Genomic DNA, 22302 nt, shown 5'->3' with positions numbered 1-22302 from the left:
CAGGTTGATATCGCGTTCAGAGGCATCTTCGAGTCATCCCCTCGGCTCTCGTTCGATCATGTCGATTACGGCGCAGCCTGGGACGTGATCCCCAGAGCAGCGGTCGATCGTGGAGGCGAGCAGCGTCTCGAGCCGAGCGAGATCCGCCATTTTGCTTCGCACAGTCTCGAGGTGCCGTGAGGCGATCTCTCGAACCTCGTCGCAGCAGGCGTTAGTGGGACCGCCAAGAGCGAGGATGCCGCGAACCTCGTCTGGAGTGAAACCGAGTTCACGAGCTCGGCGGATGAAGCCAAGGGCACGCAGGTGATCGTTGCCATAGATGCGGTGACCGCCTTCAGTGCGCGGCGGCGACGGGACGAGGCCCACCTTCTCGAAGTAGCGGATCGTCTCGATGTTCACGCCGGTTCTGCGGGAGAGCTGGCCGATGGTGAAGCTGCCCATCAATTCTCCGCTTGATCCTGTAGTTACTACAGGATCCATATAGCGGTCGAATCGGCCTGGAGAAGAGAGCTTGCGCACTGAACACACGATGCCCCGGAGCAATCCTGGGCAGCTCACAAACATCAGTGCGGATCGGGGCGTCGCCGCCCTTGGCACCGTGGCCAGCGTTGCGGCTCTGTTCTCCGCAGCTGCCTGTTGCATCCTGCCGCTCGGCCTTGCCGCAATCGGCGTCGGCTCCGCCGGGCTCTCGTCGGTCGTGCCTTTTCACTGGCCGCTGACGATCGCTGCCATTGTCGCTGTCGCCGCCGGATGGTTCCTCTATCTTCGCAAACGCCAAGCCTGCGCTCGGGACGCCACCTGCACGACGGCGCCGCCGGCTAGAAGCACCTTCATCCTCCTCTCTCTGGCGACCGTCGTCGTTGCCATCTCGGTCTGCTGGGGTCTCATCGAGGCACCGCTGATGCGTGCCCTCGGAGGCGCGTGATGCAGCTGAGGTCGACCTTGACCTGCCCCAAGTGTGGCGGAGTCTCCACGGAGACGATGCCGACGGACGCGTGCCAGTTCTTTTACGACTGCAAGCATTGCGGCGCGGTGCTTCGTCCGCTGAAGGGCGACTGCTGCGTGTTTTGCTCGTATGCGGATGTGCCTTGCCCGCCGATCCAAGAAGCTCGGGAGACTGGCGCGCCCAGCTGCTGCTCCGGGTGACAACTTGCGTCTTCGACGATCTCGGGAGGCGTCGTGCAAAGCCGTTCAGCGATCCCACCTCTTCGCTGCCGGCTCTACTCGCACGGTGCTGTTTGTAGTAGCTGCAGCCGCAGGCAGGAGTGGAGGGTTACCTTGGCGGACCGGGCGACACCCAATCTTCCCAGCGCCGACTTTGAGCGAACGGCTGCTTTCTACGCGGCCCTCGGCTTCGAGACTGGTTTCAGGGATGATGGCTGGATGATCCTGCATCGTGGACCGATCACGCTGGAATTTTTCCTGCACGACGTAGATCCCCTCAAGACCATCGCCAGCTGTTGCATCCGGGTGGGCGACCTCGAGGGCCTTTACAACTCCTTCTCCAACGTCGGCCTTTCCGACAGCTGCTGGGCGACGCCTCGCATCGGGGCGCCTCATGAGGAGGCGCCGGGTCTACGAATCTTCTACATGGTCGATCCGGACGGAAACTTGATCCGCTGCCTTCAGGATCGCTCGTCAGAAGCGGCCTGAGCAAAGCGGATCCTTGCGACACTGGCGCTGAGACCAGAGCTTAGGATGGCGGCCCTGATAAATGCAGTTCCGCCCGGCCCGGGGATGACGGACCGGGCGGAGTTGGTGAAAAATGCGGCGAGCGCTAGCGCGCCTCTGGCCGCCAAGGCCCCAGCACCCACCGAAACTCACGCCGGCGGAAGCTCTTGAAAAGGAGATAGAAGCCGGTCAGCGACAGCCAGAGCGTGCCGAAGGCGACGAAGATAATCAGCGGATGGTTGAAGCTCTTGCGGTTCACATAGTCCATGTTGTGGAGCATCCACACGAAGTCCCAGGTGCGCCAGGTGTCGGAGCGGGTGACGAGGGGGCGGGCCGTCACCGCCGAGACGTAGCTGCTGCTGTTGTCCGCATCCGCGAAATCTAGCCGCCACATCGGTCCGGCGTGGTCGCGCGCTTCGAGGTTCGCCTTCTCGAGACGGGTGACCTGCTTCAGCGGCGCCGAGACGTGGTAAGCCGAGCGGGCCACTTGCTCGGCGAGCGTCCTGTCGACGGTGACCTGCTGCCCGGTCTGCGCATCGAGCAGGCGAACGCCGGAGCGATCGGTGACTTCGTAGACCGGACGATTGACGACGCGACGCAGGAGTAGCCCGTCGACCGGGCCTGGCAGCGGCGGCGGCGCCAAGGTCGCAGGCCAGGCGCTGCTGCTTGCGGCACTCGGCGCCGCAGCGTGCCCGCCGACCTTCTCCATGTCGAGGAGGGCCATCACGGCACCGCTGATCGTCCACAGGACGAACTGAAGGCCGAGGATGAGGCCGACCCACTTGTGGATCTTCCGGAAGAGGAGGGGCGTGAAGAAGGGCTTCCTGCGCGCGAGGGACTCCATTTTCATGCCTTCTTCTTCTTCCGCCAGCGAATGGACCAGAACAGGAGCCAGGCGCCGCTCAACGCCATGGCCACGGCGCTCCAGGTCGCAACCCGGAGAAGCGGATTGTTGACGTTGCTGCGCTCGTCATAGTCCATGATGTGCAGCATCCAGGCGACGTCGAAGACCCGCCACAAGGCGTGACGGCGGGAAATCAGCTCGCCGGTAGTCGGGGAGATGTAGAGGGTCGGGCGATTCCAGCCGGCAAACTCAACCTGCCAATAGGGCGGCTTGCGGGTCTGCATCTCGAGCGGTGCCTCGGTCAGCAGCTTCGTGGAGACGATCGTCGGATCGCCGGTGTAGACGCTCCGCGCAGCCGCCTCGACTTGGGCCTGAGTTAGGGGCGCGAGCTTGGTGCCTGTCTGGGCGTCAATGAGAACCGGCATCTTGCTGGTCTCTGCGCGCCAGACAGGCTTTCCAAGGAGGCGCTGAAGCCGAAGCTCCGTCGCTTCCGGTACGCTGGCGACCACCTCGGTCGGTTTCACCAGGTTCGAGGGGCTAAAGGCGCCTCCTGGTGCCGGGCGAACGAGGTGATCGCCGTGGATGTAGTCGATGTGGACTGTGACCATGTAGAAGCCGGTCACCGTCCACAGCACGACTTGGATGCCGACGAATAGCGCCAGCCACTTGTGGGTTCTCCTGACGAGGAGCGGCCAGCGGATTGCCGTCATCTCAGCCTCCGATCAGAACCGATACCTGAAACCAGCGTAGAAGCGCCGGTACATCAGATCGTAGGTCATCGTGTCGGTGTTCGCGTCGGTGAAGCTCCGAATGAACGGCGCTTTGCGGTCGAAGAGGTTGTCCACTCCGAGTTGGAAGCGCGAGTTCTCCGTTACGTCGAACGCCACCTGCAGATTGTGATAGAACACATTCGGGGTGCGGTATCCGACCTGCGTGGGCTGGGCGTTGAAGTCAGTGGCTTTTCCGATCCACTGCGTGGACCAGGTCACCACCGGTACGCCGAAGTCCGCAGAGGCGACGCCGTAGCCGCGCCACTTCGGATAGCCCCCGTTGCCGCCGCCGATGAAGCCGTCAAAGATGATGTCCTGACCGCCCTCGAAGGGCGTGATCACATATTCCCGAAGGTGGCTCACGGTCAGATCCAAGGACAGGCCCACGGGCCCGACCTTGCGGTTGTAGACCAGCCCGAAATCGATGCCTTCCATGCGCTCGCGGCCGGTGTTGATCGGCTGCGCTGACAGGAAGGTGACTTCATTCGTCAACGGGCTTCGGGTGAAATCGTCGCAGAACTCATGCGCCAGGTTCGGCGTGTTGTAGCAGATGGCGAGCTTGGTAGACCCCGGGATCGCGCGAATGGCGTCCTTGATGTCGATGTTGAACCAGTCGGCAGTGAGGGTCAGCCCAGGCACCAGACGGCGCGGCTGGAAGACGACGCCGGCGGTCCAGCTCTTCGAGCTTTCTGGCTCGAGATTTTCATTGCCTCCGACCGTGGTCAGGATGGTGGTGCCGAGCTGCACGTAAGTCGGGCGAACGCCGGCTGCCTGGCAATTGGCGATCAGCACGGCATTGCCGCTCTGGGGATAGCGGCTGCACGGATCCGTGGTCGTCAGGTTTCCTTCGGAGACGCCGCCGTAGAGCTCGGGCACGTTGGGCACGCGGAAGCCGGTGCCGTAGGTGCCGCGCAGCCGCAGGCCGTCGAACACCATCCAGTCGGCGGACAGCTTGTAGTTCCAGTCCCCGCCGAACAGGTCATAATCGGAATAGCGTGCCGCCGCGTCGAGCGTGAGCGACCTGACAAGGGGGAGATCCTTCAGCAGAGGCGCCGAGAGCTCGAGATAAGCCTCCTTGGCGGTGACCGAGCCCGAGATCGGAGACTGTTGATTCGTATTGGCGACGCCCGCGACAGTCAGAGGGTCCGGGTCGCGCCAGCCTTTCTCCTTGCGGTACGACGCACCCGCCGCAAAGGCGAGTGAGCCGGCCGGTAGGTTGAACAGGTCGCCGGTCAGATCCGCGGTGACGGCAGCCAGTTCGTTGCCGCCGTGGTCGCGCATCGTGAACAGGATGTAGTCCAGAACCTGGGGCGTCAGATCGGCCCCGAGATAGTCGCCGCAGGGTACTGCCGCTCCGGGCGCCTGGCTGCAGAGACTCGGGTTGATCGAGTTCCCGACCCGCTCGAGGTTCGCGATGTTGGTGGCGCCGTCGACAGCGGTGTTGCGACCATAGCTTCCAGCCACTTCCCAAGCCCAGTCATTCGCCAGCTTCCCTCTGAGGCCGACATTGCCCTGATAGGTGTCGGTCTCCTGAAAGAACTGACGCGGTCCGGCCTCTCCGACACGGCGCTGGACCAGTACCAGGTTCTGACCGGTGGGATTGGTGGGATTGGTGGCTGATATGCTCAGATTCCTGAGAGTACCCGGCGTTGCGATCTGGTTGGTTTTGCGCAGGGTGTACAGAAACTCGCCGAATACGGTGATCTCGTCGGTCACGTCATAGTGCGCGAAGACGGCCGTGCTCAGCCGTTCGATCGGACTGACCGCATTCAGGAAGGGGTTCGAGTTCGAATTGTGCTTTGCAGCGTTGTAGGGTTCGAAAAAGTTGCTGTTGCCCGGGACGTTGCTGAAGTTGATCTGCTGGCCTGAGGGCAAGGCCGCCCGGCCACCGAGAGTTGCGGCGCTGTTCACGCAATTCAGTTGTCCGGGGACCGTCTCCGCCAACGAGCACGGCGCCCGCGAGGCCATGTTGATTGCGGTGGTCTTCTGATAGGTCGCCGCTCCCGAGATTCCGCCGCGCTCGCTCTGAAAACCCAGGGAGAGATCAGCGGTGAAGTCGGATCCGTCACCGCGTTCGGTGATGCCGTAACGCGCTCCGAGGCCCACGCCTTCGAAACTCGTGTCTGCAATGATGTTGACCACGCCCGCGACGGCGTCCGCGCCATAGATCGCCGAAGCGCCGTCCTTGAGCACGTCGATGCGCTCGATGATCGAAACCGGAATCATGTTGAGGTCGGGCGAGGAGTTCGCGCCGGTGCCTCCGGCTACGAGCCGGCGGTTGTTCAGGAGGACCAGGGTGCGCTTGATACCGAGCCCGCGCAGGTTGACCTGGGAGGTGCCCCAGCCGTTGCCGGTCCAATAGGAGGCCGTCTGATTGCCGGCGGATCCCGCGTTCGCGGGCAGGCGCTGCAGCACGGTCTCGATATTCACGATACCCGTGTTCTCGATATTCTCGGCGGTCACTACGGTGGCGGGCCCGACGCCCACGATGTCTGTGCGCCGAATTCGGGATCCGGTCACGACGATCTGCTCGGATGGAGTGCTCGGCGCCTCGGCGCTGGTCGTCGATGTCGTCTCCGGCTCCAGAGCCTCCGGCGCAGTCTGTGCGAAGGCAGGAGCGCCGCCGCTTGCCAGGATGGTTGCTCCCAACAGCGTGAAACCGACTCGGCGCATTGCGTCCCCCTTTGTCTGTTTTGATTCCAATATGGATGGAACAGACGGCAAATGCATATACATGTCAATATAGAAACAGACATTCAAATGCATGAGGAATTGCAATGTCTTAGCCCGTCAGCGGTTTGGTGAGGGCTCCCGTAGCGCGGTGAAATCTTCAACATCGCACCGCTGAGGGGGGTCGTCTCACCTCTTAAGGTGGGATCCCATTAGCCCTTCGCACTGACGTTGCCCATCCGTCGCGCCGTGTAACGCAAAAAGGGCAGCCAGGATCATTGGCTGCCCTCTTCGGTATCGAGCTCCCGCTTTGCGGCGCTCCGTCTGCCCCTCCTCAGAACCAGCTTCGAATGCCCACCAGGAAGCTCCATCCACCAGCCTTCTCGCCGGCTGCGCGCCGGAAGTCCGCCGTGTCGCCAAAGGCCCGTTCATACTGCACGCCGACATAGGGGGCGAACTGACGTTCGATCTCGTAGCGAAGGCGAACGCCAAGCTCACCCGTGCTGAGGCCCGACCCAATGCCCAGCTCAGGCACATCCTGAGCGGCGAGATCGAGCTCGACCCTGGGCTGGAGGATCAGGCTCTGCGTGATGCGGAGGTCATACTCAGCCTCTGCACGTGCGCTGAGGTCGCCCTTGTTCGAGAGGAATGCAGAGACGTCCACCTCGAACCAGTAAGGAGCGAGCCCTTGGACCCCTGCCACGAGGTAAGTGCGATCGGGGCCCCGCGTGAAATCCTGGCGGAGCCCGAGCTGAAGATCGAACCACGGGTCGATGGCATGGCTCCAGAGGGCCTGAACCTCGACGCTTTCAGCGCCTTCGTTGAACGTGCCTTCGGCTTCGCCCTTAAGCCAGACCTTGTCGATGTCGCCGCCCCACCAGGCCTGGCCGTCGAAGGTGTAGCCGTCCTTGCCGCTGCGGTTCGCCCACTCGAACCGGTCGATCAGGATCCTGCCGACTTCGATGTCGCCATGCTCATCCCGGAGCACCTGCCTGGAGGCAGCCATATCCGCCGGATTCCAGACGAGGTCGGCAGCATGCTCCGGACCGCTCAACGCTGCGGCCGGCGGCGGGCCGACGGGAATCTCTGGGGCCGCGCCTGGTTTTGGCGTGCAATGTCCCATCGCCGCGTGCTCGGGTGGGCAGGCCGGATCGGCCGCGGGAGTTGCCGGCATAGCATGACCTGCGTGCGGATCGGCCGCCGCTGGAGCCGCCGGAGCGGTCCTCGGCGTGCAATGCCCCATCGCGGCGTGTTCAGGCGGGCAGGTCGGGTCCGCTGCCGGCGCTGGCTGCGGTGCGGGCATTGCGTGTCCAGCATGAGGATCTGGAGTTGGCGCCGCCGGAGCAGCAGGTGCGGGAGGCGCCTTGGGCGTGCAGTGACCCATAGCCGCGTGCTCGGGCGGACAGGATGGGTCGGACGCGGGTGCCGCCGACTGGGGCGTTGCCACCGTAGCGCGCGCTGCAGCTTTGGGAGTGCAGTGCCCCATGGCTGCGTGCTCTGGCAGACAGGACGGGTCAGCAGCGGGGGCAGCTGCCTGAGCCGCTGCTGTCACCAGCACCTGAGCGGAAGCGGCGTCATGGCCCTGGTGCTGAGCCAGCGCCGGCGTGGCGGCGCCCGTCAGCAGGAGAAAAAGAAGCCGGTTCATGCGGCGTCTCCGTCGTCGAGCGGCCGGACCTTGACGACCCGCATCATTCCGCCGTGCATGTGGTAGAGAAGATGGCAGTGGAAGGCCCAGTCGCCCGGGGCATCCGCCGTCAGGTCGAGATCGACGTAACCGCCTGGCAGCACCCGGATAGTGTGCTTGAGCGGCTGATACTCGCCGTGCCCATTCACGATCTCGAAGAAGTGCCCGTGGAGGTGCATTGGATGGGTCATCATCGTGTCGTTGATGAGCCTCAGGCGCACCCGCTCGTTCCTCTCGAACCGATATGGCTCCGGATTTTCGCTCAGCTGCTCCCCGTCCATCGACCACATGAACCGTTCCATGTTGCCGGTAAGGTGGATGTCGAGGCGTCTCGTCGGCGTGCGCCGGTCCGTGCGGGGCTTCAGCGACACCAGATCGCGATAGGTAAGCACCTTGTGGCCAACGTCATCGAGGCCGACGCCCGGGTCGCCGACGCGATCGACCGGCATCGGCGCGATCATGTCGACGCCGACGCCAACCGGGAACGTCACTTTGGACTTGTCCCGCATATCCATGTTCGAGTGGTCCATCGGAGCAGCCGCTGGTGCGCCCGCGGCGCCGCCGGCGCCATGTCCGGCATGAGCCGACGAGTCACCGGCCATCGCGCCGTGATCCATGCCGCTCATGTCGCCCATGCCCATGTCCTTCATGCCGAGCGTCGGACGCTCGCGCAGCGGCGGGATGGCAGCGCGCAGACCCGCGCGGGGTGCCAGGGTCGCGATGCCCATGCCCGAACGGTCTATCGTCTCGGCGACCACCGTGTAGGCGCGGTCTTCAGGCTCGACGATGACGTCGTAGGTCTCGGCGTTGCCGATCTGGAACTCGTCGACGACGACCGGACGGAGCTCAATTCCATCCGTCGCAACCACGGTCATCCGCAGGCCCGGGATGCGGAAGTTGAAGGTCGTCTGCGCGGCCGAGTTGATGATCCGCAGCCGCACGCGTTCGCCGGCGCGGAACAGTCCGGTCCAGTTCTCGCCGGGGCTGTGGCCGTTGATCAGGAACTTGTAGGCGGCCTCGGTCACGTCGGAGATGTCGGTCGGATCCATGCGCATGCGAGCGAACATGTTGCGCTCCTCCTGCGTCATCGGATCGGCCTTGCCCGAGAACCGGTCCGCGAGCGTCATCTTCTGCCGATTGAAGAAGCCACCCTCCTGCTTCATCCGCGTGAAAATCATGTGCGGATGGAGGAAGCTCCAGTCGGAGAGGACGATGACATGCTCTCGGTCGGAGGCGATGGGATCCGGCCCCGCCGGGTCGATGATCAGCGGACCATAATGGCCGACCTGCTCCTGGAGACCGGAGTGGCTGTGGTACCAGTAGGTGCCAGCCTGCTTCAGGGGGAATTCGTAGGTGAAGGTCGACTTGCCCTTGATACCAGGGAAGCTGATTCCGGGGACGCCGTCCATCTCGAACGGCACGATCAGGCCGTGCCAGTGGATGGAGGTGTCTTCCTCGAGCTGGTTATTGACGGTGAGCCGGACCCGCTCGCCTTCCTTGAGGCGAATGAGGGGCGCAGGGATGGTACCGTTGATGGCGATCGCGTGACCGGCGCGGCCATCGACGTTGAACTCGGTACCGGCGACAACGAGGCGGATGTCGTTGCCGGTGAGCGTTGCAAAGCCCTTGGCCGCAGAGCCGGGGCTGACGCTCTTTGCCCAGGCGGGGAAGAGGCTGGACATGCCGACGCCGGCGGCGCCGAGTGCGCCCACCTGCAGCAGAGCGCGCCGTCCGATAAGCTGGTTCATTTATGATCCTTCGCGGCTCCATCGGAGCCGAAGTGCAGTGGAAGGAAGTCGGGAGGCGCCGTGACCAGCACCTCCCGAACCCTTGGCTTAGTGGCCGCTGTGGCCGGACTGCGCGTCGGCGGTCTTGCCGCCCATCTTCGCGCAGCAGTCCATCTTCTTGCCTTCTGCCTTCATCTTCTCGCAGCAGGCCATCTTGCCGTCCGGACCCTTGTCGCAGCTGGGCATCGAGCCCTTCATGTCATGACCCGCATGGTGATCGCCAGCGGGCGCCGCAGCGGCCTTCGGCGTGCAGTGGCCCATGGCAGCGTGCTCAGGCGTGCAGGGGTCGGCTGCCGGAGCGGTCTGCTGGGCGGCCATGTTGTGGCCGGCGTGGGGATCTGCCGTGGCGGTCTGCGCCATGGCGGGAGCGGCGAACGCAAGCGCGATCGCAGTCAAAAACAGCTTCATGTACGTAACTCCAGAAAATCTGATCGGATTCGATGTGTTCAGATCTCTGGAGCGATACGCGGCGGGGGAGTTTCCCCCTCAGGCCAAATTCCAGACAGCACTTGGGCCGGCAGAGAGGCGTTGACGGTTCGTGGGGCGGTTGTTTGCACCGCAAGCCCCGCCGGGGCGGCAGGGATGGCTGCGCAAGCGATAGCGCAGCTCATCTGGACGTCTGACTTCTGATCGTCCGGCGATGAATGGTGCGTCGAGGCGCAGCCGCCGTCCATCTGGGCCATGGTCGTGTGAGCCATGGCCGCGCCGCCGCCGATCTCCATCGCCAAGGGCGAGAAGAATAGCGCGAGCGCTGCAAGGAAGGAGGCTAGGAGCCGGATCATCGTATCTGCCATATAGGGGGCGGCGCACTGGCGGCGCAAGGAAGCGACCGGTCGGCCATCTTGCGGCTGGTCACTCCACTGCCTTCCGGATCTGTGGCTGCATGTCGGGCGTGACCACGGCTTCGCGGGCTGGCAACGGCTGGTTTCCCCGCTCGCCGTTCCGCCCGATGTCGTTGATTAGGAGCTTCATCTCCGCGATCTCCCGCACTTGGCCCTCGATGATCTCGTCGGCGAGCTTGCGCACACGCGGATCGCTAATGTCCGCGCGCCGGGCGTTATTGATGGCGATGGAATGATGCGGGATCATCGACTTCATGAATCCGACGTCGCCGATCAGCGCTTGGCTGCGATTCACGGTGAGGAGAACGATCCCCAGGACCACTGCGCCCGCAAGAACGGCCACCTTCGCCGCCTTGCCGCTGTACATGGACCACATGAACCCCAGCATCACGGCCGTCATGACGCACCCCATCACAAGGGACGACACCAAGCGGTTGATGCTGAACATCAGATGCTCGGACGAGTAAACTAGCTGGTACATGAGGAAGAACATGATGACGGTCGAGGCCGCGATCATCGCCGCGAAGCGGCCCCAGGACATGCCCATCTTGTGCTGCTGTTCCATGTCTCTTCCCTTCCTGTCGTCAGAACGCGAGATGATTGATGCCACCGTGCATGAAGGTGCCGCCGAGGAAGCCCTGGATCGCGATCGCGATTGTCATGAGCGCGAGAAGCACCCAGTAGACGGTACGCGGCCGCTCCGGTGCGCGGCGTGACATGCCCGCCATGTAGAGGAGGACAAACCCGAAGACGGCGATAGCGGTTCCGAGCCAGCGGTGGACCATCAGGACTGGGTTTCGGTCGGTGAGATAGAAACCGCCGGCAAACCAGCCCAGGAAGGCGGCGGCGACCGCACCAAGGACGCCTACGAGCAGCATCACCTGCGCGGCACGCTCGAACTCACGGTTCCTGCGCCAGAGGCCGTAAAGCTCCACCAGCAGGGCGCCGGTGAACATCGCTATCGGGAAATGGACGATTACGGAGTGGAGCCGGCCGAGCCAGCTCACCAGGCGCTGCCCGAAGGTTCGGTTCGCGTCGGCGGCCTCTTCATGATGCTCCATCGCCTCTTCGTGCGCGTCGGCCATATTCTCGTGCATGTTCGCCATGTCGGCCGCCGGCGCGCGGCTCTCGGCCGCCTGCTCTTCAGCTGTGGGGCCTGGGCCCGCGCCAAGCTTGTTGTGGTCTTCGTGCGCGAAGGCGGGGCTCGCGATCGCGAGGAGGACGATCGCCAGCCACACGGCGGTCATCCGTCCTAGCGCTTGATAGATGTTACGCATGAACTGTTTCCCTTTCGTCGGGCTAATACGCAAGCGCTGACGTTGGCACTCACGCATTCGCTTGACCCTCCCGCTGGTTCGCCTCGTCGAAGATGTGACCGGCCTTCGAAGGATTTCCGGCGCGCGTGCGTAGGGGTTCCCGACGCGGGGCAGCAACCGGAGAAGAACTCATGCATGGAATGGAGCACGACATGTCCCCCGAGATGCAGCAGTGCATGAAGGACTGCCATCACTGCCACCTGACCTGCCTCCACATGGCGGCGACGCACTGCCTCGAAATGGGCGGCAAGCACGTCGAACTGGCCCACATGCGGCTGATGTTGGACTGCGCCGAGATCTGCCAGACCGCCCTGAACTTCATGGCCCGCAACTCCGCCCAGCACGCCGCAGTCTGCCGGGCATGCGCAGAGATCTGCCGCGCCTGCGCCGCCAGCTGCGAGCAACTCGGCGACATGCAGGAATGCGTGGAGGCCTGCCTTCGCTGTGCCGAGAGCTGCGAGCGAATGGCCGCGATGGGCTGAGCCGAACCGTCTGGCCAAACTGGCTGTCCCTCACCCATATCTGAGGGCTCTGCGCCCTTGGCGCGTAAAGCCCTCGCAACGGGGATGGGGACGGACATGTACGACTTTGATGATGGATTGCGTCGACTCGCCCAGACACCCACGCCGGCCAAGCTTGTCGACCTCGAGACGGCCGTGTTGGTGCGTATCTCGGGTGAGATGGGCGAGCACGCCTCCGGTGGCAATTCGTTCTGCATCGCGCTGGTGGCGGCGGCCCTGGTCTTCGGGATCGGCGCCGGCACGCTGCCCTCTAGGGAAGCGAAGGCACGAACTGCTATCGCCCCGTTGGGTGGAGCGTCCGAACTGGCACCTTCGACGCTCCTCGTCGGACGATGAGCAGCTCGCTTCGGCGGACGTTGGTCGTCGCGGCGATCGCGTTCCTAGCTGCTCTCGCTGGAGTGCTCCTGGGCCGAGCGCTCGTGGACGGACAGGAACGCGCTCCGGATCAGGTGCACAAACTTCTGCATCGGGAGCTGGGACTCGATGAGCGACAGCTTGCGCAAATTGAGGAGCTGGAGGCCCGCTTTGCGGCACGGCGGAAGGCTCTGGAGCTCGAGCTCAAGGCTGACAACGCGCGATTGGCTGAGGCGATCGAAGCTGAGCACGGTTACGGCCCCCGGGTTACGGCGGAGATCGACCGGTCTCATCGGGCGATGGGCGAGCTGCAGAAGGAGACTCTGTCCCATATCTTCGCCATGCGTGCCGTTCTGCGGCCGGAGCAGACACAGAAGTTCGACCGCGTGGTGGTCGAGTCCCTCATTGCCGACGCAGAGTGAGCTTCGGTCTGGTGGACTTCTCAGACGGCGAGTTGGCCGCCCTCACTCGGGCGGGGCGGCAGGACGCCTTCGCCGAGATTATGCGGAGGCATCGCGACCCGATCTACAGGCTCATCAGGGGCCACGTGGGTCATGAGGACGACGCTCTCGACCTCGTCCAGGAGTGCTTCGTATCTGCGTTCCGGCATCTCGACCGGTACGATCCCGAGCGGCCCCTTCGCGCGTGGCTCTCTCGGATCGCGATCAATAAGTGCCGCGACTGGGGCAGACGACGGGCAGTGCGTAGGCTGTTTTCATCATCTGCGCCTTGGTCGTCGGCGGCCGCCGAGGTTGCGGACGATGCGCCCGCAGCGGACGACTTGGCGGCTGACAGGCAGGAACTGGACATGCTCTGGCGCGCTGTGTCGGCCCTGCCCATCAAGCTCAAGGAGCCGCTCATCCTCCGAGCTATCGAAGGACTTTCTCAGGCGGAGACCGCCGATCTGCTCGGCATCAGCGAGAAGGCCGTCGAGACGCGGCTTTACCGTGCACGGCGCAAGCTGGACGAGCTTCGCAGCGCCTCCCGAACCTGAACGGGTACGCTGCCTTTTAAAATTTCATCGCCAAGGAGATTTCTAATGACGAAGACGAAGACCATGACTGCTGCGACTGCGGTGCTGATGCTGCTTGCCGGCTGCGGCGCAGATGCCGGGACCGAGAACAACCAGCAGAGGGTCGCTGCCGCGAACGAGCAGAAGAGCGCCGACCACAACTCGATGGCGATGGATCCGAACAACCCGTATGCGCAGGCCGAGATGCAGATGCACGAGCGCATGATGGCTGCTCAAGGCCAGAATGCCGCCGAGACGTTCGTCCGGAAGATGATCGAGCACCACCGTGGCGGCATCGCCATGTCTGAGGTGCTTATCGCGCAAGGAGGCGAGCCTGCGGTTCTAGAAAAGGCGCGGAAGACGTCGGCTGACCAGCAGAAGGAAATTCAGGAACTGGAGCGGATGCTGCAAGGCGGCGTCAGCGGCAACTCGCCGGCGAACCCGTACGCCGAGGGCGAGAAGAAGATGCACGATCTTATGATGGCTGCGACCGGTGCAAACCCGTCCGAAACATGGCTCCGAAAGATGATCGAGCATCACAAGGGAGCGGTCCAGATGTCGCAGATGGTCGTCGAACAGGGTGGCAATCCGCAGGTCGCCGCGGTGGCTCGGAAGACCGCCGACAAGCAGACGAAGGAGATCGCTGAGCTCGAGCGTATGCTCGCGGGAGGCGGCACGACTGCAGCTGCTGGCACCGCATCGCCTCCGGAGACCGCCGCCAAGGCTGAGCCGCGTGAAACCTCACCGGCACCGAAAGCCAAAGCCGAAGCGCCTCGTGCGGCAGCGAAGGCAGAGCCCAAGGCTGCTGCGAAGGCCGAGCCGAAAGCAGCCGAGAAGGCGCCTGCCGCGTCGACGTGCGCCCCCGAGCATCGGGCGATGGGCCACTGCTGATTTGAGAGAGCGCCGGGCTGCGATCCATGCTCGGCGCTCGTCTCTTCCAGCTGTTGAGGGCGTCAGAAAAGCTGCGCGACCCCGGCGATGGCACAGTATCGTGCGGCCTTTGCGATCGCAACGACCGGGAGAAACACCTTGAGCGGTGTCCGTAGGAGTCCAGCGACGAAGGTCAATGGATCTCCGACGATCGGCACCCATGAGAGCAGGAGCGTCCAAACACCCCATCGGCGATAGATCCGCTCTGCGCGCTCCAAGCTGCGACCTGAAACGGGAAACCAGCGTCGGCCTCGATATTGGTGAAGAAATCTGCCGAGCACCCAGTTCACCAGCGAGCCGAGAACATTGCCGGCGGTGGCGGTCAGGATGAGGAGCCAAGGGTCATATCGCCCGAGGGAAATGAGCGCCCCAAGTGCCAGTTCCGATTGGGCCGGGACTAACGTGGCGGCTAGAAACGAAATCCCGAACAGCGAGAGGAGCGGCCACCAATACACGGCGCCGGCTACAGCTTGAGGCCGAAGCGCGGCCCAATCGAGATCATTGCCAGATAGAGTGCCATTGTCACCGCGCACCCCACGGCGAGCGCGATGCTAAAGGTAATGCCGCGCCTGAGCATCCACGGGATGATCAGGAACATCGGCAGTGATGGGAGCACGTACCAGAAGGTGGCTTCGGCATGTGCGGCCATTCGGACGGAGTCGTGCGTATCTCGCCAGAGCCAGATCATTCCGAGGACCGACACCAGCGGCAAGGAAGCCAGCAATCCGCCTGCGCCGGGATTTCGCCGGGCGATCTCCGACACGAGGGCGACGATGACTCCTGAGAGCGCGGCTTTGATGGCGAGGTAGAGCATTGGGCCCATCTGCGTCGTCAGCCCTGATTGCGCAATCTTCCCGGCCGCGGAAGAGGGGCGCGATTGAGGATTTCCGGTAAGTGCAAGGGCGGTGAGCTGCGTAGGAATAACCTCAACACACCCTATTGACCCTGACACGGTGTCAAACCCTACATGGGTGAGCGTTGGAGGATTTGGAACATGAACCACGATCACCACGCTGCCCACGCCGGCCACTCGCACGCAGGTGGATGTTGCGGCGGCTCGAAGAAGCCAACCGCCGCTGCGACCGTGAAGGATCCGGTCTGCGGAATGGACGTCGATCCGGCGACCACCGCCCACCACGCAACCCACGCGGGTCACGAATATCATTTCTGCAGTGCTGGGTGCCGGACCAAATTCGTCGGCAACCCGGACGCATATCTCGGGAACGAGCCGCGGCCGGAGCCGCAAGCGACGCCGGGCGCGATGTGGACCTGCCCGATGCATCCGGAGATCCGCCAGGAGGGGCCGGGTACGTGTCCGATCTGCGGGATGGCGTTGGAACCGGAGGAGCCCTCGCTCGACGACGGGCCCAACCCGGAGCTTGTCGATTTCACGCGCAGGACCTGGGTTGCCGGCGTCCTGACGGTGCCGCTGCTGATGGTCTCCATGGTCGCCGAGATGCTGGGCCTGCATTTCGTGCCGCCGGCCTGGAATCCGTGGGTGCAGCTCGCGCTCACGGCGCCGATCGTGCTGTGGGCCGGATGGCCGTTCTTCGAGCGGGGTTGGACTTCCATCCGCACCCGTCACCTCAACATGTTCACCCTGATTGCGATCGGCGTCGGGGCCGCCTTTCTTTACAGCCTCGTCGCGACGCTCTCGCCGGGGCTTTTCCCTCCAACCTTCCGTATGCACGGCATGGTGCCCGTTTATTACGAGGCCGCCGGCGTCGTGGTGACGCTGGTTCTTCTGGGGCAGGTGCTCGAGCTTCGCGCTCGCGCCGCCACTGGCCGCGCGATCCGCGCTTTGATGGACCTCGCGCCGAAGACGGCGCGCAGGATCGCGGCGGATGGGAGCGAAGAGGAAGTCTCGTTGGCAGACGTCGTGGCCGGTGACCGGCTCCGCGTCCGCCCCGGTGAGGCCGTCCCCGTGGACGGCGAGGTCGTGGAGGGCCGCTCTTCGGTCGATGAGTCCATGCTCACGGGCGAGCCTGCGCCGGTCGTCAAGGAGCCCGGCGCCAAGGTCACCGGCGGCACCGTCAACACGACCGGCAGCCTGGTCATTGAGGCCCAGGCGATCGGATCTGACACCGTGCTCGCCCGAATTGTCCGGATGGTGGCTGAGGCTCAGCGGAGCCGCGCGCCAATTCAGGCGGTGGCTGACCGTATCTCCGGCTGGTTCGTGCCGCTTGTGGTTGCGATCGCGATCGCGACCTTCATCGTCTGGAACCTGGTCGGTCCGGAGCCGCGCTTCGGCCATGCGCTCCTCAACGCCATCGCGGTGCTGATCATCGCCTGTCCCTGTGCTTTGGGCCTCGCCACGCCGATGTCGATCATGGTCGGCACCGGGCGGGGTGCGCATGCCGGCGTTCTCGTCAAGGATGCCGAGGCGCTTCAGGCGATGGAGAAGGTCGACACCCTGGTTATCGACAAGACGGGCACGCTGACGGAGGGTAAGCCGAAGTTGGTTGCCGTGGAGACCCTCGACAATGTCGACGAGAACGAGCTGCTGGCGTTGGCGGCATCCGTGGAGAAGCGCTCGGAGCACCCGCTTGCACACGCGATCGTCGTTGCCGCCGAAGAGCGTGGGCTAGACGTGCCTGATGCGGAGGACTTCTCCTCCACCACCGGTGCCGGCGTGTCGGCGCGCGTTGCTGGACGTTCCGTCGCGATCGGCAATGCCGCCATGATGCGGGCGGCTGGGGCTGATCCGCAGCCTGTGCAGGCCCGTGCTGAAGCCCGGAGGGCGGAAGGTGCAGGCGTGATGCTCGTGGCGGTTGACGGGCGCCTTGCGGGCATTCTGGCGGTTGCCGACCCGATCAAAGAATCAGCACGGAGCGCAATCGGCGATCTTCATGCCGAAGGGCTGCGCATTGTAATGTTGACCGGGGACGGCCGCGGCACGGCGGAGGCCGTCGCGAAGATGATCGGCGGCATCGATGAGGTGCACGCAGATCTGAAGCCGGAGGACAAGGCCCGGATCGTCGGCGAGCTGAAGGCGAAGGGGGCGGTCGTCGCGATGGCGGGCGATGGCATCAATGACGCGCCGGCGCTGGCCGCGGCCGACGTGGGCGTCGCCATGGGCACGGGCACGGATGTGGCGATCGAAAGCGCCGGCATGACGCTGACGAAGGGTGACCTCGTCGCCATGGTTCGGGCGCGGCGTCTGGCGAAAGCAACGATGAAGAACATCCGCCAGAACCTGCTCTTCTCGTTCCTCTTCAACGGCGTCGGCGTGCCGGTCGCCGCCGGTGTGCTTTACCCGCTCGCGGGCATCCTGCTTTCGCCGATGCTTGCAGGAGCTGCGATGGCCCTGTCGTCGTTCGCCGTGGTGACCAACGCCTTGAGGCTGAACGGAGCGCGACTATGAACATCAGCCAGGCATCGGAGGCGAGCGGCGTCTCGCAGCGGATGGTTCGCCACTATGAGAAAATCGGGGTGATCCCGGCGGCCGCGCGTCGAGAGAGCGGCTACCGGGACTATTCGGACGGTGATGTGCACCGGCTGCGCTTCATTGCTCATGCTCGCGATTTGGGTTTTCCGATTGAGGAGATCCGTTCCCTATTAGAACTCTGGGAGGATCGAGGGAGATCCAGCGCGGACGTCAAGGCGTTGGCCCTCGCCCGTGCGGAGGATCTCGGACGCAAGGCTGAGGCGCTGGAGCGAATGAAGGCGACGCTGGTCGATCTCGCTAAACGATGTCATGGCGACGACCGTCCGGACTGCCCGATCATCTCTTCCCTGGCGGAGCATCGATAACACGGCCGCGAACAGGCCGCCGGCCAGCTTGGCGCCATTCTTGAACGCTCAGCGGTGAGTCGGCCGGTCCTAAGAGCGAACCGTCCTTGCTAGCGGCGGGCAGTCGCGATGGTCGATAGATCGCTCGCCGGATCGACCGCTGCTTTGGCCTCTTTGCGCTCCGAATAGCGGTCCACGAGTTGGTCGGCGTGGGGGCGCAGCAGGACGGTGAAGCGCACCAGCTCCTCCATCACATCGACGATGCGGTCATAGTAACTGGACGGCTTCATGCGACCGGCCTCGTCGAACTCGTTGAACGCCTTGGCGACGCTCGACTGGTTCGGGATCGTGAACATGCGCATCCAGCGGCCGAGGATGCGAAGTGTGTTGACGCTGTTGAACGACTGCGATCCGGCCGAGACCTGCATCACCGCCAAGGTCCGCCCCTGCGTCGGCCGGACGCCGCCGTAGCTCAGCGGCAGGTGATCGATCTGCGCCTTCATGATGCCGGTGATCTGACCGTGCCGCTCGGGGCTGCACCAGACGTGGCCCTCGGACCAGGTCGAGAGCTCGCGCAGCTCGTGAACGGCCGGGTGATCGTCCCCATTGATCTGATCGGGGAGCGGGAGATCGGAAGGATCGAAAATCCGTGTCTCCGCCCCGAAGAACTGCAGCAGCCGCGCCGCTTCCTCGACGCACAGACGCGAGTAGGACCGCTCGCGGAGCGAGCCGTAGAGGAGCAGGAAGCGCGGCGGCGGCTCGTCGGCCGCGAGGCCGAGCGCCGGCCGACGAATGACGTAGGCGGGATCGAGCGCCGGAAGATGGTCCGGATCGGTGAGCGTGCGGAGCCTCATGCCGTGGCACCCCGCTCGTACCAGCCCCGCGACTTCTTCACCATGCTGACCACGGAGAGCATCACCGGCACCTCGACGAGGACGCCGACGACGGTGGCGAGCGCCGCGCCTGAGTTGATCCCGAACAGCGAGATCGCGGCAGCGACGGCGAGCTCGAAGAAGTTCGAGGCGCCGATCAGCGCGGCCGGCGCGGCGACGCACCAGGCGACGCCGAAGCGGCGGCTGAGCCAGTAAGCAAGGCCGGCGTTGAAATAGACCTGGATGAGGATCGGCACCGCGAGCAGCGCGATGACCAGCGGCTGATCGAGGATCTGCTCGCCCTGAAAGCCGAACAGGAGCACCAGAGTGGTCAGCAGCGAGACGAGCGAGATCGGCCCCAGCGTGTTCAGCAGACGGTCCAGCGCCGGTTGGCCGCCGCTGCCGAGCACCATGCGCCGCAGCAGCTGGGCGATGACCACGGGAATGACGATGTAGAGCACGACCGACAGGAGCAAAGTGTCCCAGGGAACGGTGATCGCCGCCACCCCGAGCAGCAGCCCGACGATCGGCGCGAAGGCGAACACCATGATGATGTCGTTCAGCGCGACCTGGCTCAGAGTGTAATTGGGCTCGCCGTCGCAGAGGTTGGACCAGACGAACACCATCGCGGTGCAAGGTGCTGCGGCGAGAATGATCAGGCCGGCGATGTAGGAGGGGATCTCTGCCTGCGGGAGCAAAGGCGCGAACAGCCAGCCGATGAACAGGGTGCCGAGCGCCGCCATCGAGAAAGGCTTCACCGCCCAGTTGATGAACAGGGTGACCCCGACGCCCTTCCAATGTTGGCGAACCGAGCCGAGCGCGCCGAAATCGATCTTCAGCAGCATCGGGATGATCATCAACCAGATGAGGACTGCCACCGGCAGGTTGACGCGGGCGACCTCGGCCGCGGCGATCAGGGCGAAGAGATCGGGGAGAGCGTAGCCAAGGCCGATGCCGACCGCGATGCAGAGCGCCACCCACAGAGTGAGATAGCGTTCGAAGAAGCTGATCGCCGGCTTGGTCGGGCCGGCTGCCGTGGCTGCTGTGCTCATGTTCGTTCCTCAGGCGAGCCGCTGGCCGTCGGCGCCGACGACCTGCTCGCCATCTTCCTTGGCGAACGCGCCCTGCTGCGGCGCCGGCAGGATGTCGAGCACCGCTTCCGACGGCCGGCAGAGCTTCACGCCGAGCGGCGAGACGACCAGCGGCCTGTTAATCAGGACCGGGTGCGCCATCATCGCATCGACGAGCTGGTCGTCGGTCAGGCTCTCGTCGCCGAGGCCGAGCTCCGCGAAAGGCGCGTTCTTCTGCCGCAGCAGGTCACGGGCCGAGATGCCGGCGCGCGCGATCAGTTGCTCGAGCATGGCGCGGCTGGGCGGCGTCTCCAGATATTCGACGACGTGCGGCTCGATGCCGGCGTTGCGGATCATCGCCAGCGTGTTGCGCGACGTGCCGCACTCCGGGTTGTGATAGATGACGATGTCGATCGGTTGCACGCGGGGGCTCCTTGTCGGTCAACAGCAGGGGACGAGTTCGGAAATCAAATTCTCGCAAAGCCCGGCCTCGCCTCCGCAGCAGTCCTTGACGAGGAACAGGGTGAGCGCGCGGAGGCGATCGAGATCGGCCCGGTAAATGATCGAGCGGCTCTGCCGTTCGGACGCGACCAGGCCGGCGCGGGCGAGGGTCGCGAGGTGGGTCGACATCGTGTTTTGCGGCACGTCCATGAGCCGCGCGATCTCGCCGGCCGGGAGTCCGTCCGGCTGGTGCTTGACGAGCAAACGGTACGTCTCGAGCCGTGTCCTTTGCGAAAGAGCCGCAAGGCCGGCGAGCGCCGAATCGATATCCATATATCGAGAATAGCAGATATTTTAGGTTCTGCTACCCGGGGCAGTGGCATCGATCCGGCGCTGCGTGGGGTTCAGGCGGCGCAGCCGGTGCTGCAGGCGGGCGCCGTCGCGCCGGCCGGCGCGCAGCAAGTGTCGCCGGCGGCGTCCGGGCTGATCGCGGTCAGCGCGGGGCTGTCGCCATAGACCGTGGCCTCGCCGCTGGTGAAGAAGGCCTCCCAGACGATGCCGTCGGGATCGGCGATCCAGCTCTTCTCGGACTTCGCATAACAGCAGGTGGTGGCGCCCTCCTCGAGGACCGGGCGGTCGGCTGCCTTGAGCTGCCCGTAGACCTGGGCGAGCTCGGCCTCGCTCTCTGCCTGGATGCCGAGGTGCTCGATGCCCTTCGCCACGTGATCGCCGCTCGAGATCGCGAAGTTCACCCGGGGATCGTCGAGCATCCACTTGGCGTAGTCCGGCTTCACCACTGCCGGCGCGGCGGCGAACAGCGTCGAATAGAAAGCGATCGACCGATCGAGGTCGTTGACGCCGACATGCACGTGCAGCCTCTTCATGTTCAGCTCCTTCATTGTTCGGCCGGCGCGTCGCCGGCGGTTGGACGGGGCCCGCAGCCGGACGCCGCGCAGCAATTCTCCATGAGGTAGGCGACGAGGCCGTTCATCGCGGCGTAATTGGCCGAGTAGATGAGCGATCGTCCCCGGCGCTCCTGCTTCACCAGCCCGGCCTGGGTCAGGTGGGCTAGGTGGAAGGAGAGCGACGAGTTCGGCACCGCGAGGGCAGTCGCGATCGCTCCGGCGGCAAGCCCGTCTTCTCCTGCTTGCACGAGCAGTCGAAACACGGCGAGCCGGTGCTCGTTGGCAAGAGCGCCGAGAGCGCTGACGGCGGTGGCAGACTGCAAGGTAAGCTCCTCATTTCGATGTGTATGGAAATAAGAGTCTGCTGCTTGTGTGTCAACGAACATTTCCATGATAATCGAAAAGACCGTGCGAGCCTACGCGCGCTGCCGCACCCTAGGCTTTCACGTCTGCTTCCCGAGGCCCCAGCCTCCAGAGTGGAAGGTCCGCGATCGGACAGCTCGGCCGAAAGCAGTCTGGCCGGAGTGCGCCATCTCTTGCCGTTTAGGCGATGATCTACGCTTCCCGATCCGGTCCTACGATCAGAGGGGGTGAGACGATTGCGTGACTAAATTGAAGAGCCGCTCCGGCCGCAAATTCCGGTGCGGGCCGTCCATCTGACTCCGTCGATGTTCGTGCTGATAAGGCATCGTTTGCTGACGCTCCGGCCGCCGTTGACCTTCTGGAACATGTGGACGTCGAACCTAACCCAAAATACGGCGCTTGACGGACGGGTCGGCGCTGGTCCTATTTCAGGATGGGAGTCGGCGCGTGGTGGTAGACAGCGTTTCCAAGTCAGGGATCCTCTCATCGATTGACGATTCGGCAGGCAGCCGGGATCG

The 22302-nt window shown here is 64.4% G+C and carries 28 protein-coding genes; 10 read left to right on the top strand and 18 right to left on the bottom strand.

From position 1 onward, the window contains the following. Positions 1-33: 33 nt before the first annotated feature. Positions 34-441, bottom strand: coding sequence for a MerR family transcriptional regulator (locus E2493_RS10030; protein WP_135086298.1), 408 nt, complete (start codon positions 439-441; stop codon positions 34-36). Positions 442-598: 157 nt separating this feature from the next. On the opposite strand from E2493_RS10030, the gene E2493_RS10025 reads away from it, so the two are divergent. From E2493_RS10025 to E2493_RS10015, 3 genes are all read left to right on the top strand, one after another. Further along, a complete protein-coding gene (locus tag E2493_RS10025) occupies positions 599-925 on the top strand; it encodes a hypothetical protein (protein ID WP_225421343.1) in 327 nt (108 codons plus the stop codon). Beyond that, positions 925-1146 carry a GDCCVxC domain-containing (seleno)protein gene (locus tag E2493_RS22185; protein ID WP_135086294.1) on the top strand — a complete coding sequence of 74 codons (222 nt, stop codon included), beginning with the start codon at positions 925-927 and terminating at the stop codon, positions 1144-1146. The genes E2493_RS10025 and E2493_RS22185 overlap by 1 nt, the downstream gene beginning before the upstream one ends. A 132-nt stretch (positions 1147-1278) precedes the next feature. Further along, on the top strand, positions 1279-1653 hold the full coding sequence (locus E2493_RS10015; protein WP_135086292.1) for a bleomycin resistance protein: 375 nt from the start codon (positions 1279-1281) through the stop codon (positions 1651-1653). Positions 1654-1777: 124 nt separating this feature from the next. On the opposite strand, the gene E2493_RS10010 is transcribed toward E2493_RS10015, so the two are convergent. From E2493_RS10010 to E2493_RS09970, 9 genes are all read right to left on the bottom strand, one after another. Further along, on the bottom strand, positions 1778-2521 hold the full coding sequence (locus E2493_RS10010) for a PepSY domain-containing protein (protein ID WP_225421342.1): 744 nt from the start codon (positions 2519-2521) through the stop codon (positions 1778-1780). Then, positions 2518-3225, bottom strand: coding sequence for a PepSY domain-containing protein (locus tag E2493_RS10005; RefSeq protein WP_135086290.1), 708 nt, complete (start codon positions 3223-3225; stop codon positions 2518-2520). Before E2493_RS10005 ends, E2493_RS10010 begins: the two co-directional genes overlap by 4 nt. A 12-nt stretch (positions 3226-3237) precedes the next feature. Further along, positions 3238-5958 carry a TonB-dependent receptor gene (locus tag E2493_RS10000; RefSeq protein ID WP_135086288.1) on the bottom strand — a complete coding sequence of 907 codons (2721 nt, stop codon included), beginning with the start codon at positions 5956-5958 and terminating at the stop codon, positions 3238-3240. Positions 5959-6289: 331 nt separating this feature from the next. Beyond that, a complete protein-coding gene (locus tag E2493_RS21795; protein WP_225421340.1) occupies positions 6290-7009 on the bottom strand; it encodes a copper resistance protein B in 720 nt (239 codons plus the stop codon). Positions 7010-7596: 587 nt separating this feature from the next. After that, on the bottom strand, positions 7597-9387 hold the full coding sequence (locus E2493_RS09990) for a copper resistance system multicopper oxidase (RefSeq protein ID WP_135086284.1): 1791 nt from the start codon (positions 9385-9387) through the stop codon (positions 7597-7599). Between the two features lie 87 nt (positions 9388-9474). Continuing rightward, entirely contained in the window at positions 9475-9834 is a 360-nt protein-coding gene (locus E2493_RS09985; protein ID WP_135086282.1) for a hypothetical protein, read from the bottom strand. A gap of 38 nt (positions 9835-9872) precedes the next feature. Next, the gene (locus E2493_RS21790) at positions 9873-10220 is read right to left on the bottom strand and encodes a hypothetical protein (protein ID WP_135086280.1); all 348 of its coding nucleotides are present in this window, start codon (positions 10218-10220) and stop codon (positions 9873-9875) included. A 58-nt stretch (positions 10221-10278) separates the two neighbouring features. Beyond that, positions 10279-10833, bottom strand: coding sequence for a DUF305 domain-containing protein (locus tag E2493_RS09975; protein WP_135086278.1), 555 nt, complete (start codon positions 10831-10833; stop codon positions 10279-10281). A 19-nt stretch (positions 10834-10852) separates the two neighbouring features. Then, positions 10853-11506 (bottom strand): DUF2231 domain-containing protein, encoded by a 654-nt coding sequence (locus E2493_RS09970; protein ID WP_225421338.1) that lies wholly within the window; start codon positions 11504-11506, stop codon positions 10853-10855. Positions 11507-11736: 230 nt separating this feature from the next. Here E2493_RS09970 and E2493_RS09965 point away from each other — a divergent pair, with 230 nt between their 5' ends. From E2493_RS09965 to E2493_RS09945, 5 genes are all read left to right on the top strand, one after another. Then, complete coding sequence (locus E2493_RS09965; protein ID WP_225421337.1) at positions 11737-12066, top strand: four-helix bundle copper-binding protein; 330 nt, start codon at positions 11737-11739, stop codon at positions 12064-12066. A 96-nt stretch (positions 12067-12162) separates the two neighbouring features. Beyond that, complete coding sequence (locus E2493_RS09960; RefSeq protein ID WP_135086274.1) at positions 12163-12441, top strand: hypothetical protein; 279 nt, start codon at positions 12163-12165, stop codon at positions 12439-12441. Next, positions 12438-12881: a periplasmic heavy metal sensor gene (locus tag E2493_RS09955; protein WP_135086271.1), complete on the top strand. Its 444-nt coding sequence runs from the start codon at positions 12438-12440 to the stop codon at positions 12879-12881. Before E2493_RS09960 ends, E2493_RS09955 begins: the two co-directional genes overlap by 4 nt. Continuing rightward, positions 12878-13453 (top strand): RNA polymerase sigma factor, encoded by a 576-nt coding sequence (locus tag E2493_RS09950; RefSeq protein WP_404828311.1) that lies wholly within the window; start codon positions 12878-12880, stop codon positions 13451-13453. Before E2493_RS09955 ends, E2493_RS09950 begins: the two co-directional genes overlap by 4 nt. Before the next feature lie 45 nt (positions 13454-13498). Then, positions 13499-14362, top strand: coding sequence for a DUF305 domain-containing protein (locus tag E2493_RS09945; protein WP_135086270.1), 864 nt, complete (start codon positions 13499-13501; stop codon positions 14360-14362). A 62-nt stretch (positions 14363-14424) separates the two neighbouring features. Here the strand turns inward: E2493_RS09945 and E2493_RS09940 are convergent, their stop codons facing one another. Beyond that, positions 14425-14856 carry a YqaA family protein gene (locus E2493_RS09940; RefSeq protein WP_135086268.1) on the bottom strand — a complete coding sequence of 144 codons (432 nt, stop codon included), beginning with the start codon at positions 14854-14856 and terminating at the stop codon, positions 14425-14427. Between the two features lie 8 nt (positions 14857-14864). After that, positions 14865-15215 (bottom strand): DUF3147 family protein, encoded by a 351-nt coding sequence (locus E2493_RS09935; protein ID WP_135086266.1) that lies wholly within the window; start codon positions 15213-15215, stop codon positions 14865-14867. Between the two features lie 180 nt (positions 15216-15395). Between E2493_RS09935 and E2493_RS09930 the strand changes: the two genes are divergently transcribed. Together E2493_RS09930 and cueR are read left to right on the top strand one after the other, a co-directional pair. Next, positions 15396-17765, top strand: coding sequence for a heavy metal translocating P-type ATPase (locus E2493_RS09930; protein ID WP_135086264.1), 2370 nt, complete (start codon positions 15396-15398; stop codon positions 17763-17765). Continuing rightward, positions 17762-18154 (top strand): Cu(I)-responsive transcriptional regulator, encoded by a 393-nt coding sequence (gene cueR / locus E2493_RS09925; protein ID WP_135086262.1) that lies wholly within the window; start codon positions 17762-17764, stop codon positions 18152-18154. The genes E2493_RS09930 and cueR overlap by 4 nt, the downstream gene beginning before the upstream one ends. An 89-nt stretch (positions 18155-18243) precedes the next feature. Here cueR and arsH read toward each other — a convergent pair whose 3' ends face one another. From arsH to E2493_RS09895, 6 genes are all read right to left on the bottom strand, one after another. Further along, a complete protein-coding gene (arsH, locus tag E2493_RS09920; RefSeq protein ID WP_135086260.1) occupies positions 18244-18987 on the bottom strand; it encodes an arsenical resistance protein ArsH in 744 nt (247 codons plus the stop codon). Further along, positions 18984-20057: an ACR3 family arsenite efflux transporter gene (arsB, locus tag E2493_RS09915; RefSeq protein WP_135086258.1), complete on the bottom strand. Its 1074-nt coding sequence runs from the start codon at positions 20055-20057 to the stop codon at positions 18984-18986. The genes arsH and arsB overlap by 4 nt, the downstream gene beginning before the upstream one ends. A gap of 9 nt (positions 20058-20066) precedes the next feature. Then, entirely contained in the window at positions 20067-20489 is a 423-nt protein-coding gene (gene arsC, locus E2493_RS09910; RefSeq protein ID WP_135086312.1) for an arsenate reductase (glutaredoxin), read from the bottom strand. A 27-nt stretch (positions 20490-20516) separates the two neighbouring features. Next, a complete protein-coding gene (locus E2493_RS09905) occupies positions 20517-20849 on the bottom strand; it encodes an ArsR/SmtB family transcription factor (RefSeq protein ID WP_135086256.1) in 333 nt (110 codons plus the stop codon). Positions 20850-20920: 71 nt separating this feature from the next. Next, on the bottom strand, positions 20921-21400 hold the full coding sequence (locus tag E2493_RS09900) for an ArsI/CadI family heavy metal resistance metalloenzyme (RefSeq protein WP_135086254.1): 480 nt from the start codon (positions 21398-21400) through the stop codon (positions 20921-20923). 11 nt (positions 21401-21411) lie between these two features. Further along, on the bottom strand, positions 21412-21744 hold the full coding sequence (locus E2493_RS09895) for an ArsR/SmtB family transcription factor (protein ID WP_191992984.1): 333 nt from the start codon (positions 21742-21744) through the stop codon (positions 21412-21414). Positions 21745-22302 lie beyond the last annotated feature (558 nt).

The sequence above is a fragment of the Sphingomonas parva (ex Maeng et al. 2020) genome (genome assembly GCF_004564275.1).
In the GTDB taxonomy this organism is placed as follows: domain Bacteria; phylum Pseudomonadota; class Alphaproteobacteria; order Sphingomonadales; family Sphingomonadaceae; genus Allosphingosinicella; species Allosphingosinicella parva.
Note: the sequence above shows the minus strand (reverse complement) of the source record. Positions and strands in the feature narration are given on the sequence as shown.

Coding starts and splice junctions, on each gene's coding strand:
- E2493_RS10030 (WP_135086298.1), bottom strand. CDS start 441: ATGGGCAGCTTCACCATCGGCCAGCTCTCCCGCAGAACCGGCGTGAAC.
- E2493_RS22185 (WP_135086294.1), top strand. CDS start 925: ATGCAGCTGAGGTCGACCTTGACCTGCCCCAAGTGTGGCGGAGTCTCC.
- E2493_RS10010 (WP_225421342.1), bottom strand. CDS start 2,521: ATGAAAATGGAGTCCCTCGCGCGCAGGAAGCCCTTCTTCACGCCCCTC.
- E2493_RS10005 (WP_135086290.1), bottom strand. CDS start 3,225: ATGACGGCAATCCGCTGGCCGCTCCTCGTCAGGAGAACCCACAAGTGG.
- E2493_RS10000 (WP_135086288.1), bottom strand. CDS start 5,958: ATGCGCCGAGTCGGTTTCACGCTGTTGGGAGCAACCATCCTGGCAAGC.
- E2493_RS09990 (WP_135086284.1), bottom strand. CDS start 9,387: ATGAACCAGCTTATCGGACGGCGCGCTCTGCTGCAGGTGGGCGCACTC.
- E2493_RS09985 (WP_135086282.1), bottom strand. CDS start 9,834: ATGAAGCTGTTTTTGACTGCGATCGCGCTTGCGTTCGCCGCTCCCGCC.
- E2493_RS21790 (WP_135086280.1), bottom strand. CDS start 10,220: ATGGCAGATACGATGATCCGGCTCCTAGCCTCCTTCCTTGCAGCGCTC.
- E2493_RS09975 (WP_135086278.1), bottom strand. CDS start 10,833: ATGGAACAGCAGCACAAGATGGGCATGTCCTGGGGCCGCTTCGCGGCG.
- E2493_RS09965 (WP_225421337.1), top strand. CDS start 11,737: ATGTCCCCCGAGATGCAGCAGTGCATGAAGGACTGCCATCACTGCCAC.
- E2493_RS09960 (WP_135086274.1), top strand. CDS start 12,163: ATGTACGACTTTGATGATGGATTGCGTCGACTCGCCCAGACACCCACG.
- E2493_RS09955 (WP_135086271.1), top strand. CDS start 12,438: ATGAGCAGCTCGCTTCGGCGGACGTTGGTCGTCGCGGCGATCGCGTTC.
- E2493_RS09945 (WP_135086270.1), top strand. CDS start 13,499: ATGACGAAGACGAAGACCATGACTGCTGCGACTGCGGTGCTGATGCTG.
- E2493_RS09935 (WP_135086266.1), bottom strand. CDS start 15,215: ATGCTCTACCTCGCCATCAAAGCCGCGCTCTCAGGAGTCATCGTCGCC.
- E2493_RS09930 (WP_135086264.1), top strand. CDS start 15,396: ATGAACCACGATCACCACGCTGCCCACGCCGGCCACTCGCACGCAGGT.
- cueR (WP_135086262.1), top strand. CDS start 17,762: ATGAACATCAGCCAGGCATCGGAGGCGAGCGGCGTCTCGCAGCGGATG.
- arsH (WP_135086260.1), bottom strand. CDS start 18,987: ATGAGGCTCCGCACGCTCACCGATCCGGACCATCTTCCGGCGCTCGAT.
- arsB (WP_135086258.1), bottom strand. CDS start 20,057: ATGAGCACAGCAGCCACGGCAGCCGGCCCGACCAAGCCGGCGATCAGC.
- E2493_RS09905 (WP_135086256.1), bottom strand. CDS start 20,849: ATGGATATCGATTCGGCGCTCGCCGGCCTTGCGGCTCTTTCGCAAAGG.
- E2493_RS09900 (WP_135086254.1), bottom strand. CDS start 21,400: ATGAAGAGGCTGCACGTGCATGTCGGCGTCAACGACCTCGATCGGTCG.